This window comes from Streptomyces sp. NPDC006309 (assembly GCF_040613095.1).
Classification (GTDB): domain Bacteria; phylum Actinomycetota; class Actinomycetes; order Streptomycetales; family Streptomycetaceae; genus Streptomyces.
In genome coordinates this window covers 294,935-308,373 of the sequence record NZ_JBEXRO010000005.1, presented here as the reverse complement: position 1 = coordinate 308,373, position 13,439 = coordinate 294,935, and the positions used below count along the sequence as shown (strand labels likewise).

Below are 13,439 nucleotides of genomic sequence, written 5' to 3'. Positions count from 1 at the left end.
AGCGAAGTCACGCCCCGCGGCCCAAGCGGGGGCCTGCCGGAGGGCTCCGCGAGGGGGAAGGGTACTTCCCCCGGACTCACCTGGGTATTTACGCCAGCAACACTTGACTTTGCCAATTTTTTGCGCCGCGAACCATCTACTTGTTTGCCTTCAGCAACCAAACTCCCTTATGGTTGCTTCAAGCAACGAATACGGGAGGTGCGATGGCCGAGCAGGCGCAGTTCGAAGAGCTGGCGCGTCAGCTCAGCGCCGTCGGAGCCGTGAAGCGGGACATGGGGCGGATTCTGCCGCCCGACTGCCCGGCCGGCTCGGCCGCGGTGCTGACTCTGCTCGGCCGCCACGGCGACATGCGCATGAGCAAGCTCGCGGAGCTGCTCGCCGTGGACATGTCGGTCACCAGCCGGCATGTCGCACACGTGGCGGCACGCGGCTGGATCGAACGGCACCCGGACCCCGCGGACAAGCGCTCGCGCATCCTGCGCCTGACGCCCGAGGGTCTGGAGCAGCTGGACGAGCTGTCCCGGCGGACCACGCATCTGCTGGCCGAGCGGCTGGCCGACTGGACCGACGAGGAGGTCGCCCAGCTGATCGGGCTGATGACCCGACTGCGTGCGTCCTTCGGTGACTGCCGGTCCGTTCCGCGGCTACCCGCACCCGTATTCGAAGAGACCACCCGTACACCCGCAAGCACGTAAGAAAAGGAAGCACATGGCAACGACCACACCAGCCGGTGTGCGGGCTCACGCCAAGCACGGGGGAGGCTCCCACGGCGACGCCCCGATGACGCACCGGCAGATCATGGAGGCCCTCTCCGGGCTGCTGCTCGGCATGTTCGTGGCGATCCTGTCGTCGACGATCGTCTCCAACGCCCTGCCGCACATCATCGGGGATCTCGGTGGCGGCCAGTCCGCTTACACCTGGGTGGTCACCGCCGCCCTGCTGTCGATGACCGCGGCCACTCCCCTGTGGGGCAAGCTCGCCGACCTGTACAGCAAGAAGGCGCTCGTCCAGATAGCGCTGATCATCTACGTGGTCGCCTCGATGGCGGCCGGGCTGTCCCAGAACCCGGGCATGCTGATCACCTTCCGGGTGTTCCAGGGCATCGGCGTCGGCGGTCTGTCCGCCCTGGCGCAGATCGTCATGGCCGCGATGATCTCCCCGCGCGAGCGTGGCCGTTACTCCGGTTACCTCGGCGCCACCTTCGCCGTCGCCACCGTCGGCGGCCCGCTGCTCGGCGGTGTCATCACCGACACCTCGTGGCTGGGCTGGCGCTGGTGCTTCTACGTCGGTGTCCCCTTCGCCGTCATCGCGCTGATCGTGTTGCAGAAGACCCTGCACCTGCCCGTGGTCAAGCGGGACGTGAAGGTCGACTGGGGCGGCGCGACCCTCATCGCCGCCGCGGTCTCCCTGCTGCTGATCTGGGTCACCTTCGCCGGTGACAAGTACGACTGGGTCTCCTGGCAGACCTACGCCATGGTCGGCGGTTCGATCGTCCTCGGCGCGCTCTTCGTGCTCGTCGAGTCCAAGGCGAGCGAGCCGATCATCCCGCTGCGCCTGTTCAGGAACCGCACGATCACCCTGGCGTCGCTCGCCTCGCTGTTCGTCGGTATCGCGATGTTCTCCGGCACCGTGTTCTTCAGCCAGTACTTCCAGCTGGCCCGGGACAAGTCCCCGACCATGTCGGGCGTCATGACGATCCCGATGATCGGCGGCCTGTTCATCTCCTCGACCGTCTCCGGTCAGTTCATCACCCGTACCGGCCGCTGGAAGGCGTGGCTGGTCAGCGGTGGCGTCCTGGTGACGGCCGGCCTGCTGCTGCTCGGCGGCATCCGGTACGACACCGACTACTGGAAGATGGCCATCTACATGGCCCTGCTGGGTCTCGGCATCGGCATGATGATGCAGAACCTGGTCCTCGCCACGCAGAACCAGGTCGCCCCCTCCGACCTCGGCTCGGCCAGCTCCACGGTGACCTTCTTCCGCTCCCTCGGCGGTGCGGTCGGCGTCTCGGCGCTGGGTGCCGTGATGGCGAACAAGATCACCGACTACGTCAAGGACGGCGTCTCCGACCTCAGCCCCAAGTACCAGGCCGCTCTGGCCGGGGGCTCCGGCTCGACCGACACCATCCCGGACATGGACAAGCTGCCGGCCCCCATCCGGACCCTGATGGAGAGCGCCTACGGCCACGGCATAGCCGACGTCTTCCTGATCGCCGGCTGCCTCGCCGCCGTCGCCTTCCTGATCACGCTGTTCATCAAGGAGGTCCCGCTGAAGACCAAGGGCGCGCTCGCCCAGGGCGCCGAGTCCCAGGCCCCGGTGACCGACCCGGCCGCCGCTCCCGCCGTCGCCGAGGCCCAGGCCCCGGCCGCCGAGCAGGTCCCGGCCGCGGTCTCCGCCGCCCCGACGTCCGACGGCACGGCGTCCGACGGCACGGCCACGGCGGCCGCCACCCGGCAGCTGACGGCCGTCGCCTCGGCCGCCGAGTCCGGCACCGCCGGCGGCACCCCGGTCCGCGGCTTCGTCCGCGGCGCCGAGAGCGCCCCGGTTCCGCAGGCCGCCGTCACGCTGATCTCGCTGGCGGGCCGCCAGCTGGGCCGCTCGGTCGCCCAGGCCGACGGCTCCTACACCCTGGCCGCCCCGGGCACCGGCTCGTACGTCCTGATCGCCTCCGCCGACGGCTACCAGCCGCAGGCCTGCACCGTCGTGGTGGGCGAGGACGCGCTGTCGTACGACATCCTGCTCAGCGGCACCAGCGGACTGACCGGTGTGGTCCGGGCCGCCGGGAGCGCGCTGCCGGTCAAGGACGCGATGGTGATCGTCACCGACGTGCGCGGAGACCTGCTGGCCACCGCCGCCAGCGGTGAGCAGGGCGACTTCGCCCTCACCGACCTGGTGCCCGGCACCGTGACCGTCGCGGTCAACGCCGCCGGGTTCCGCCCGCGCGCCCTGCCGGTCGAGGTCGGCGCCACCGGCGTCACCCGGATCGAGGTCGACCTGGACGCCGGCGCCCAGCTCCAGGGTGTCGTCCGGGCCCCGCACGGTCCGCTGGCCGACGCCCGGGTCACCCTGGTCGACCAGGCGGGCAACGTGGTCGGCACCGCCACCACCGGCACCGACGGCGCGTACGCCTTCACCGACCTGGACAGCGGCGAGTACACCGTCATCGCGACGGGCTACCCGCCGGTGGCCACAGCGCTGACCGTGGCCGGCCCCGGAGTGGACGGCCACGACATCGAGCTCGCCCACCCCGGCGAGTAGTCCACACCCCGGCCCGTGGCGGCGCGCGCCCTGAGCGGAGGGCGCGCCCGCCACGGGCCGGTCTCATATTGACCAGTTTTTGAGCTTTTCCAGGGAGATGACGGGATGGGACTGACCGCGAAGATCCGTACGCGGGACGGGTGGGCCGTGTCGCACGCGGTCGTCACGGTGACCGACATGACCGGCACGCAGGTGCTGCGGGCCGAGGCGGACGCCGAGGGAGCCGTACGGGACACCACCGAGCTGGCACCGGGGGCGTACACGGTGATCGTGACCGCCGTCGGGTACGCGCCCGCCGCGTCCAGCGCGATCGTCACCGCGAGCGGACGGGCCGAGGTCGGCACGGTCACGCTGACCCGGCAGGGCGGCACCGAACTGCCGCCGCCCGGCCCCTGGACCATCGACCCGGTGCACTCCTCCGTCGCCGCGGTCGCCCAGCACCTGGGCATCTCCAGCGTGCACGGCCGGTTCACCGAGTTCGGCGGCACGATCGAGATCGCGCCCGACGACGTCGCCAAGTCCCGCGTGGAGGCGGTCATCCGGGCGGCCTCCGTCGACACCGGCAACGGCATGCGGGACACCCACCTGCGTTCCGGCGACTTCCTCGACGTCGAACGGCACCCGGAGATCACCTACCGGTCGACGGGCCTGACGCTGGCCGCCCAGGACCGCTGGACCGTCCACGGCGAGCTGTCCCTGCACGGTGTCGTACGCCCCGTCGACCTGGACCTGGCCTACCTGGGCACCGGCGCCGACCCGTGGGGCGGCACCCGGGCCGCGTTCCGGGCCACCGCGGAACTGCACCGCGAGGACTTCGCCATGAACTACAACCAGGTCCTCCAGGCCGGCATCGCCGCCATCGGCACCACGCTCAGGGTGGAACTGGACATCCAGGCCGTACAGGGGGACTCCCTGCCCCCCGCCTGACACCCCGGGGCCCGACCCCGCCGTGTGACGACCCGAGGCCCCGATCAGCCGAACCTGCCCCCGGCAGGGACAGGCCGACCGGGGCCTCCTCCGCCTAGGCTGCCCGCATGGCACCGAACATCGCGTCCAACACCCGGGTATCGGCAGCCGAGCTGCTGGACTTCGTCCGCCCCCGCCACCGCGCCCTCCTCATCACCCGCCGCGCCGACGGCAGCCCGCAGGCGTCCCCACTGACCTGCGGCGTCGACGACTCCGGCCGGATCGTGATGTCGACCTACCCCGAGCGCGCCAAGACCCGCAACGCCCGGCGGGACAGCCGCGTCAGCCTCGTCGTCCTCAGCGACGAATGGAACGGCCCCTGGGTCCAGATCGACGGCACCGCCGAGGTCGTCGACCTGCCCGACTCCGTGGAACCCCTGGTCGAGTACTACCGCAACATCGCCGGGGAACACCCCGACTGGGACGAGTACCGGCAGGCGATGGTCAGGCAGGGCAAGTCCGTCATCCGGGTGACACCCGAACGGTGGGGTCCCGTGGCCACCGGCGGCTTCCCGGCACGGCTGGCCCCCGGCGAGTAGTCAGCCGCGGGAGACCATCGCCTCGATGCCGGCGACGAGCAGATCCAGGGCGAAGGTGAAGTCGCGCTCCATCATCTCGGCCACCGTGTCGCCGCCGCGGGCCGCCATGAGGTCCCTGGACTCCCGCATCACCTCGGCGGTCCCCGGGGCCTCGGCCACGACGGCCATGGCCTGCTCGAAGTACTCGTCCGGACTCAGCCCCGTGTCCGCGCTGCGGGCGAGGAAGTGACCCTCGATGGTGCCGTAGCCGTACACGAACCGGAAGACGGCCGCGATCGCCCCGGTCACCCCGTGCACGGGCAGCCCCGCCCGCCGGACGACCCGCTGGACCACGCGGGAGAAGGACACCGACCGGGGTCCGATGTTGAGGAAGCGCCCGGTCAGCGGGGACACCCAGGGGTGGCGGACCAGCAGCGTCCGGTACGCGGTGGCCAGCTCCCGCAGCTGCTGGCGCCAGTCCTCGTCGGTGTTCTCCGGGTCGGGCAGACGCAGCTCGGCGTAGGTCGCGTCCAGGGCGAGTTCCAGCAGGTCGTCCTTGGTGTCGACGTACCAGTACAGGGACATCGCGGTGACGTTCAGCTCGGCGGCCAGCCGCCGCATGGAGAACCTGGCGAGGCCCTCCGCGTCCAGCAGCCGCACCGACGCCTCGGTGATCCGCTCCCGGTCGAGCCCCGAGGGCTGCCCGCTGCGCCCGCCGCGGCGGGCCCTGTCCGCCAGCCACACGCTGTGCCGCGCCGACCGACCTGCTGCCTTCGTCACCGGCGCACCTTCCTCCACCTCGGCTGTCGCTCCAGATGCTAGAACCGCGCCGGCCGCAGGGGGCCGGGACCGAGCCGGAACGCGGCACCGGCCCCGAAAGAGCGGCCGGGCCCTCCCCCTACGTCTACCCCTGCCCCGGCGGTCCCCAGCCCGCGGACGGCGACCTACCGGAGACTGTGACGTCAGCCGCCCGTCTTCCGCGTGAGGTCGTAGAACGTGGCCGAGCCGACCGTCACCTTCTTGAAGGTGCCCTGGACCCACGAGCTGATCCGCGAGGCGCTGCCGCTGTTGCCCCCCATACCGCCGCCCATGCGGCCACCGGTGATGAAGTAGTGGATCCTGCCCTCCTCGACGTAATTCTTGAACTGGGCGAGCGTCGGGGACGGGTCGGTGCCGTTGAAGCCGCCGATCGCCATCACCGGGTCACCGGTGGCGAGCTGGTAGCCGGCCGCGTTCTGGGAGCCGATGGAGGCGGCGACCCAGGTGTACGCGGAGGCGTTCTTCTCCAGCAGCTTCCTGGCCTCGGCCGACACGCTCGTGCCGTTGAGGAGCCCGCCGGCGCCGCCGGGGCCGCCCTCGCCCGTCCGGCCGCCACCGGGAAAGCCGTTGCCGTTCTGCCGGCCCGGCTGACCCGGCTGCGCCGGGGAGCCGCCGTTGCCGTTCTGCTGGTTCCGGCCCGGCATGCCTCCGCCGAAGCCGCCACCGCCCGGGAACCCGTTGCCCTGCTGGTTGCGCTGTCCCTGTCCGCCCGGTGCCCCGCCGCCGAAGCCGCCCGGCATGCCGTCACCGCCGGGACCGCCGCCCCGGCCGCCCATCATGCTCGCGCCCGCCGGGCCCGCCGTGACGATCGACCCGCTGTGCCCCTGCCCGAGCGTGCTCAGCGTGTACGCGGTCGGTCCGGCCAGCGCGGCCACGAGACCCACCGCCGCCACCCCGAGTGCCGGTCGCCGCGAGAGGCGGCCCGCGAAGACCAGGCCGAGCGCCGCGGTGAGCCCGCCGACCAGGACCAGCCACTTCAGCCAGGGCAGATAGCCGGAGGTCCGGTTCAGCAGGACGTACCCCCAGGCCGCCGCCGCGACCACGGACGCGGCGAGCGCGATCGACGCCCACAGCTCCCGCCGCTTCTCCCACAGCAGCCCGGCACCCATGCCGACGACCGCGGCGAGGTAGGGGGCGAGGGCCACCGTGTAGTACTGGTGGAAGATGCCCGCCATGTAGCTGAACACCACCGCGGTCATGAGCAGCGAACCGCCCCAGACCAGGAACGAGGCACGGGTGACGGACGTCCGCCCGAGCCCGCGGGTGGCCACCAGACCGGCGACGAGCAGGATCAGCGCGGCGGGCAGCAGCCAGGAGATCTGGCCGCCGACCTCGGAGCTGAACATCCGGTCCCAGCCGGTCTCGCCCCACATCCCGGTGCCGCCACCGCCACCACCGCCCACGCTGCCGGTCTCCTCGCCGTTGAGGCGGCCGAGACCGTTGTAGCCGAAGGTCAGCTCCAGGAAGCTGTTGTGCTGCGAACCGCCGATGTACGGCCGGGAGGAGGCCGGCCACAGCTCGACGACGGCCACCCACCAGCCGCCGGACACGACCAGCGCGAGCGTCGCCGCGGCCAGCTGTCCGAACCGCCGCCGCAGCGGCACCGGCGCGCACACCGCGTACACGGCCGCCAGCGCAGGCAGGATCAGGAACGCCTGGAGCGTCTTGGCGAGGAACGCGAAACCGATCGCGACGCCGGCCCACACCAGCCACTTCGTACGGCCGTCCTCCACCGCCCGGACGACGAGGCAGCAGGCCACCGACATCAGCAGGGCCAGCAGGGCGTCGGGGTTGTTGAACCGGAACATGAGCGCCGCGACAGGGGTCAGCGCGAGCACCGCGCCCGCGATCAGACCGGCCGCGGGGCTGAACCGGCGGCGTACGGACGCGTGGACGACGGCGACGGCCGCCACGCCCATCAGCACCTCGGGAGCCAGGATCGCCCAGGAGTGCAGGCCGAAGATCCGCACCGACAGCTCCATCGGCCACAGCGCGGCCGGCGGCTTGTCGACGGTGATGGCGTTGCCCGCGTCCAGCGAGCCGAAGAAGAACGCCTTCCACGAGGTGCTGCCCGCCTGGACGGCCGCCGAGTAGAAGGAGTTGGCGTACCCGGAGGCGCTGAGGTTGTACAGGTAGAGGACAAGGGTGGTGGCCAGCAGGCCCAGGAGGGCCGGGCGGGCCCAGCGCGGGTCCTCCGGCCGGCCGCGCCACAGTCCGCGGACGAACGGCTGCCGCGGCTCACCGGCCCCGGGGGCCCGTGGAGGTGCGGCCGGGGACGGTTCTCCGCCGCCCGGGGTGCCCTGCGGTGCGGTCGGCGAGTCGTAGTGGGTGGTCATCGGGCATCCCCCGGGTCGTTGTGGTGAGGGCGCACCGGCTCGTAGCCGTGCTGGGGCAGGGGTGCGGACGGCGCCGGTGTGTCGTGGGCCGGCGTGTCGTGGGCCGGCGTGTCGTGGGCCGGTGTGTCGTGGGCCGGTGTGTCGTGGGCCGGTGTGGTCACGGTGCGGGCCGGTCCGCCGCCGTAGCCGTCGCGGTCCGGGAAGACCCAGGCACGGAAGAGCAGGAACCGCAGCACGGTCGCCGCGAGGTTGGCGGCGATGAGCACCGCCAGCTCGGTGGAGTGGGCCGGGCTGCCGCTCGCCGCGCTCAGGGCGGCCAGCGAGCCGCTGGTCAGGGCGAGACCGATGCCGAAGACGACCAGGCCCTGCGCCTGGTGGCGTACGGCGCCGCCCCGGCCGCGCACCCCGAAGGTGAGCCGGCGGTTGGCGGCGGTGTTGGCCACGGCGGAGACCAGCAGGGCGAGCGCGTTGGCGGCCTGCGAGCCGGAGAACTGCCGGAAGACGCTGTAGAGCGCCAGGTAGAACAGGGTCGACAGGCCGCCGACCACGCAGAACCCGACGAGCTGACGGGCCAGCCCCTTGGGCACGTCGGGCAGTTCGCGGTCGCGCGGGTCGTCCCCGAAGGGCCGGGCCAAGCGGTCCAGCGGCAGCGAACCGGTGGCCAGGGCCCTGCCGATCCGCCACACGCCCCTGAGGTCGTCGGTGGCCGTCCTCACGATGTGCACGGTGGAGTCCGGGTCGTCGATCCAGTCGACCGGCACCTCGTGGATCCGGAGGCCGGCCCGCTCGGCGAGCACGAGCATCTCGGTGTCGAAGAACCAGCCGGTGTCCTCCACCAGCGGCAGCAGCACCTGCGCCACTTCCCGCCGGATGGCCTTGAAGCCGCACTGCGCGTCCGAGAAGCGGGCCTGGAGCGATCCGCGCAGGATCAGGTTGTAGGCCCGGCTGATGAACTCCCGCTTGGGGCCGCGCACGACCCGGGAGTCACGGGCGAGCCGCGAGCCGATCGCCAGGTCGGAGTGGCCCGAGATCAGCGGCGCCACCAGCGGCAGCAGGGCGTTGAGGTCGGTGGACAGGTCGACGTCCATGTAGGCGAGCACCGGCGCCCGGGACGCGGACCACACGGTCCGCAGCGCCCGCCCGCGTCCCTTCTGCTCCAGGCGGAAGGTGTCCACTTCGGGAATCTCCGCCGCCAGCCGCGCCGCGACCTGCGGGGTGCGGTCCGTGGACGCGTTGTCCGCGATCGTGATGCGGAACGTGTAGGGGAAGGTGCGCGTGAGGTGCTCGTGCAGTCTGCGGACGCACGGCGGGAGGTCCTTCTCCTCGTTGTGGACGGGGATCACTACGTCCAGGACAGGCGTTCCGGCGTCTGTGGCCGGGAGGTGCTCCCGCGCCGGCAGGGTGCCGGGAGAAGAGTCGGTTCGCATGGACCGACTCTCGTCAAGTGCCCTGTCGCGCCCATGTGGTGGCACTGTGCTGTGCCTGTGAGACAGATCCCCGGCCGGTCCGCGGGGAGGGCTGCGGGACGGCGGGGTCGAGCGTGGGCAGGTGCACGGTGAACACCGTGCGGCCGGGCACGCTGTCCACGGTCACGGCACCGCCGTGCGCGGACGCGACGGCCTGCACGATGGCGAGCCCCAGCCCCGTCGACCCGGTGGCGCGGGACCGTGCGGAGTCGCCCCGGGCGAACCGCTCGAAGACGTGCGGCAGCAGCTCCGGCGGGATGCCCGGCCCGTCGTCCTCCACGTCGACGCACATCCACGCCCCGCGCCGCCGCACGCGCGCGGTGACGGTCGTACCGGGCGGGGTGTGCTTGCGGGCGTTGCCCAGCAGGTTGACCAGCACCTGCTGCACCCGTGCCGCGTCCGCCGGGACCAGCGCCGGTTCGTCGGGCAGGTCGAGCCGCCAGCTGTGGTCCATGCCGGCCGCGCGGGAGTCGCTGACGGTGTCGACGACCAGCGGGACCAGATCGGTCCGCTCCAACTGGAGCGGCCGGCCGGCGTCGAGCCGGGCGAGCAGCAGCAGATCCTCGACGAGGAGGGTCATGCGGCTGGCCTCGGACTCGATCCGGCCGAGGGCGTGCCGGGTGTCGGGCCCGACCTGCTCGCGCCCGCGCCGGGTGAGTTCGGCGTACCCGCGGATGGACGCGAGGGGCGTGCGCAGCTCATGGCTGGCGTCGGCCACGAACTGCCGTACCCGCGTCTCGCTCTGCTGCCGGGCGAGCAGCGCCCCGTGGACATGGTCCAGCATCCGGTTGAGCGCGGCACCGACCCGGCCGACCTCGGTGTGCGGGTCGCACTCCGCCTCCGTGACCCGCTCACTGAGGTTCACCTCGCCGGTGTGCAGCGGGAGTTCGGAGACCCTGGTGGCGGTGGCGGCGACCTTGCGCAGGGGACGGGTGGCGACACCGACGAGGACGTAACCGGCGATGGCGGCGGCGACCAGGCCGGCCACGGTGACGCTGACCTCGATGAGGACGAGGGCGTCGATGGTGCCGTCGGCCGCCTTGGTGGGGATGCCGACGTAGTAGTCGCCGGCGGGGCCGTGGGCGTACCGCACGCGGTAGGCACCCAGGCCGGGGAGGTCCACGGAGTGCGGCTTCTCGTCGCGGGCGACGGTGCCGAGGACGGCGAGCTGGGCCCGGCCCAGAGGCTTGGCGGTCATCAGGTAGGCGTCGCCGGACGCGTCGCCCACCTTGCCCTCGGTGGCCGTGCCCTTCTCGACCTCCGCCGCGACCGTGTACTGCGACTGCGGGGCCCGCGAGACGAAGAGCGAGAGGTCGACGGCCTGGCCGGTCCGCTCGTTCCGGCCGCTCTGCCGGCCGCCGGGGCCGAGGCCGTCCTTGGCGCCGGGCGGCGGGAAGCCACCGGCCGCCCGGGTTCCGAGTTCGCGCAGCTGGCCGTCCAGCTGGTCGTACAGATGACTGCGCAGGGCCAGCGTGGTCACCGTACCGATCACGGCGCACACCACGGCGATCAGCACCACCGACGCGACGACGAGCCGCGTCCGCAGGGTGCGCGGCTGTCCCGTCCGCCGTTTCCGCGGACGCGGCCGCCGTCGTCCGCTCATGACACGGCGGGCTTGATCAGGTAACCGGCCCCGCGCCGGGTGTGGATCATCGGCTCCCGGCCGGCGTCGATCTTCCTGCGCAGGTACGAGATGTACAGCTCGACGACGTTGGCCTGCCCGCCGAAGTCGTACGACCACACGCGGTCCAGGATCTGCGCCTTGCTGAGCACCCGCCGGGGATTGCGCATGAGGAACCGCAGCAGCTCGAACTCGGTCGCGGTGAGGTGGATGTCGTCCCCGGCCCGCGACACCTCGTGGCTGTCCTCGTCCAGGGTCAGATCGCCCACGACGAGCACGGAGTCGGACCGCCGGTCGGCGGCGCCGGCGCGGCGGATCAGCCCGCGCAGCCGCGCGACGACCTCCTCCAGGCTGAACGGCTTGGTGACGTAGTCGTCGCCGCCGGCGGTCAGTCCGGCGATACGGTCCTCCACCGCGTCCTTCGCGGTGAGGAACAGGACGGGTACGTCCGGCAGTTCACGGCGCAGCCGGCCGAGCACGGCCAGGCCGTCCATGTCCGGCAGCATCATGTCCAGCACGACGGCGTCGGGCCGGAACTCGCGGGCCGTCTGCACGGCCCCCTGCCCGTCCCCCGCACTCCTGATCTGCCAGCCCTCGTAACGCAGGGCCATGCTCAGCAGTTCGGTGATCGACAGCTCGTCGTCCACCACCAGCACGCGGACGGGGCTCCCGTCCGGCCTCAGCAGTTCGGTGCGCCCCTGGGGCGAGGTCGTGGTCATGCCGGACACCCTGTCGGCGTCCTCTGAGAAGACGCTTTCCGGAGTCTGTGTTTTCTCTGAGAAGCGCACAGGAACCTCTCAGGCAACGTCTGGGAGCGCGTCAGGAACGCTGGAAGGCGTGACTGTGCTCGACCCGCGCGATGTGGATCACGTACCGGTCGAACCAGTGCTCCCGCCCCAGCCGCTTGGCCTCCAGGTGTTCGGGGTGCCGGCGCCACCGTTCGATCCCGGCGAGGTCGCGGAAGTAGACGACGGAGATCGTGAGCCCACCGGGGGTCTCGGCGAGGTCCTCACCGAGGAAACCGGGGATGTCCTTGACGAGCCCGGAGAGACGGGCGCCGGTGCGGTCGTATCCGTCGGGGTCGTGATCGGTGCGGACGCTGGTGAACACGACGGCGTAGTAGGGAGGTTCGTACGGCGGCACCGGCTCGGCGACGGGAACGGCGCCGGCTTCGGCCTCGGTTGTCGTTGCTGTCTGATCGCTCATGCCGGCCACGATGACTGCCGAAGGGCCGCGCGGGCCATGGTCCTGACCGAAGGGGATCCGTCCGGGATCCGATTCTTGACCTTCCCCGCTCACGGGGACGGTACGTCACCGGGCAGGCCCCCGTCCCGCCGCCCCCGGGGGCCGCACGTCAGAACAACCCGTCCTGCAACTCGCCCTGATCCCGCCTGAACTGCCGTACCGGGACGGTGAACGTGCCGGCCGGCAGCGCCACCGGGGCCAGTTCCCAGCCGGTCATCAGCCGGGTGTCCAGCACGACGACGCCGAGGCCGGCGACCGCCAGATGCAGATCGGGCCCGGCAGCCGCGACCAGCTCACCGTGCACGGCGCCACCCGGCACGAGCCCTGTGACCTCGCCGAGCGCCGCCGGCACCCCGTCCAGCCCGAACGCCCGCACGTGGTCGGTGACTTCGAAGACCTCCCGCCGCAGGGTCTCCGGCCACCCGGCGAGCGCGACGGCCCGGGCATGCAGCTCCTGCACCTCGGTGGCACGCTCCGCCTCCGTCCCCGGCAGCGCCGACCGCACGGCACGCTTCTCGGCGTACGCGATCCGGTCCGGCACCCGCAGCGCGGCCCGCAACAGCTCCTCGGTACGGCGGGCGGCCATCAATGGGCCGGTGCCGAGCCAGCTGAAGCAGACGGCACCCTGTTCGAGCAGCCGGGCCGGCCCGCGTTCGAGAGCGGTGATGCCGACCTTCACCAGGCCCGGACCGAACCACGCCAGATACACGCGGTACGGCCGCGGATCGTCCGCGATCGTGTCGGCGGCCACGGAGTGCGCCCGGTCCAGCCGCGCACACTCCTCGCACCGCGCCCCCGTGCTCCGCCCCGGCACGGCGGCCCCCCGCGCGCAGGCGTTCCCCCGGGCCCCCACACACGTCCGCACACCCCCCTCCGGCACCGCGAACACGATCCGCTTCCCCCAGGGCAAGGCACTGCGCCGCCCACCACCCCACTCCAGCACGGGCCCCCCGCCCACCCACCGAAGCCCCGCGCATCTCCAGACCTGTGCCATCACTCGTCAGGGTAGAGGGGGGCACTGACAGTGGCGGGTTCACCCGCGCCACGGCCCTGGCCCACGCACACCTGGAGAAACCGAACCGGACCGACCCGGACGAGGCGTGCCGCGCACCGACGGACCCTGGGGGTCGCCGCGCGCCCTTGATCGAGGTGCGGTGACCGCGCCCCCGTGTTCCCCTGGAATCAGGTTCTGCCCGCGTCGCCGTAGGCG

The 13,439-nt window shown here is 72.3% G+C and carries 11 protein-coding genes; 4 read left to right on the top strand and 7 right to left on the bottom strand.

The window, feature by feature from the left end; all coding sequences use genetic code 11:
• Window positions 1-203 precede the first annotated feature (203 nt).
• From ABZ117_RS10450 to ABZ117_RS10435, 4 genes are all read left to right on the top strand, one after another.
• Window positions 204-695 (top strand): MarR family transcriptional regulator, encoded by a 492-nt coding sequence (locus ABZ117_RS10450; protein WP_356819258.1) that lies wholly within the window; start codon window positions 204-206, stop codon window positions 693-695.
• 13 nt (window positions 696-708) lie between these two features.
• A complete protein-coding gene (locus ABZ117_RS10445; RefSeq protein WP_356819257.1) occupies window positions 709-3,258 on the top strand; it encodes an MFS transporter in 2,550 nt (849 codons plus the stop codon).
• A 105-nt stretch (window positions 3,259-3,363) separates the two neighbouring features.
• A complete protein-coding gene (locus ABZ117_RS10440) occupies window positions 3,364-4,185 on the top strand; it encodes a YceI family protein (RefSeq protein ID WP_356819256.1) in 822 nt (273 codons plus the stop codon).
• Between the two features lie 107 nt (window positions 4,186-4,292).
• Entirely contained in the window at window positions 4,293-4,763 is a 471-nt protein-coding gene (locus ABZ117_RS10435) for a PPOX class F420-dependent oxidoreductase (protein ID WP_356819254.1), read from the top strand.
• Here the strand turns inward: ABZ117_RS10435 and ABZ117_RS10430 are convergent, their stop codons facing one another.
• The 7 genes from ABZ117_RS10430 to ABZ117_RS10400 all read right to left on the bottom strand — a co-directional run bounded on the left by ABZ117_RS10430 (window position 4,764) and on the right by ABZ117_RS10400 (window position 13,223).
• Complete coding sequence (locus tag ABZ117_RS10430) at window positions 4,764-5,522, bottom strand: TetR/AcrR family transcriptional regulator (protein WP_356819252.1); 759 nt, start codon at window positions 5,520-5,522, stop codon at window positions 4,764-4,766.
• A 182-nt stretch (window positions 5,523-5,704) separates the two neighbouring features.
• Window positions 5,705-7,897: a glycosyltransferase family 39 protein gene (locus ABZ117_RS10425; RefSeq protein WP_356819250.1), complete on the bottom strand. Its 2,193-nt coding sequence runs from the start codon at window positions 7,895-7,897 to the stop codon at window positions 5,705-5,707.
• Window positions 7,894-9,324, bottom strand: coding sequence for a bifunctional glycosyltransferase family 2/GtrA family protein (locus ABZ117_RS10420; RefSeq protein WP_356819248.1), 1,431 nt, complete (start codon window positions 9,322-9,324; stop codon window positions 7,894-7,896). Before ABZ117_RS10420 ends, ABZ117_RS10425 begins: the two co-directional genes overlap by 4 nt.
• 13 nt (window positions 9,325-9,337) lie before the next feature.
• Window positions 9,338-10,966 (bottom strand): HAMP domain-containing sensor histidine kinase, encoded by a 1,629-nt coding sequence (locus ABZ117_RS10415; protein ID WP_356819247.1) that lies wholly within the window; start codon window positions 10,964-10,966, stop codon window positions 9,338-9,340.
• On the bottom strand, window positions 10,963-11,703 hold the full coding sequence (locus ABZ117_RS10410; protein WP_356819245.1) for a response regulator transcription factor: 741 nt from the start codon (window positions 11,701-11,703) through the stop codon (window positions 10,963-10,965). Before ABZ117_RS10410 ends, ABZ117_RS10415 begins: the two co-directional genes overlap by 4 nt.
• Window positions 11,704-11,803: 100 nt before the next feature.
• Window positions 11,804-12,190, bottom strand: a complete 387-nt coding sequence (locus ABZ117_RS10405; RefSeq protein WP_356819241.1) for an antibiotic biosynthesis monooxygenase — start codon at window positions 12,188-12,190, stop codon at window positions 11,804-11,806.
• A gap of 148 nt (window positions 12,191-12,338) precedes the next feature.
• Complete coding sequence (locus ABZ117_RS10400) at window positions 12,339-13,223, bottom strand: DUF2797 domain-containing protein (RefSeq protein WP_356819239.1); 885 nt, start codon at window positions 13,221-13,223, stop codon at window positions 12,339-12,341.
• Between the last annotated feature and the right edge of the window lie 216 nt (window positions 13,224-13,439).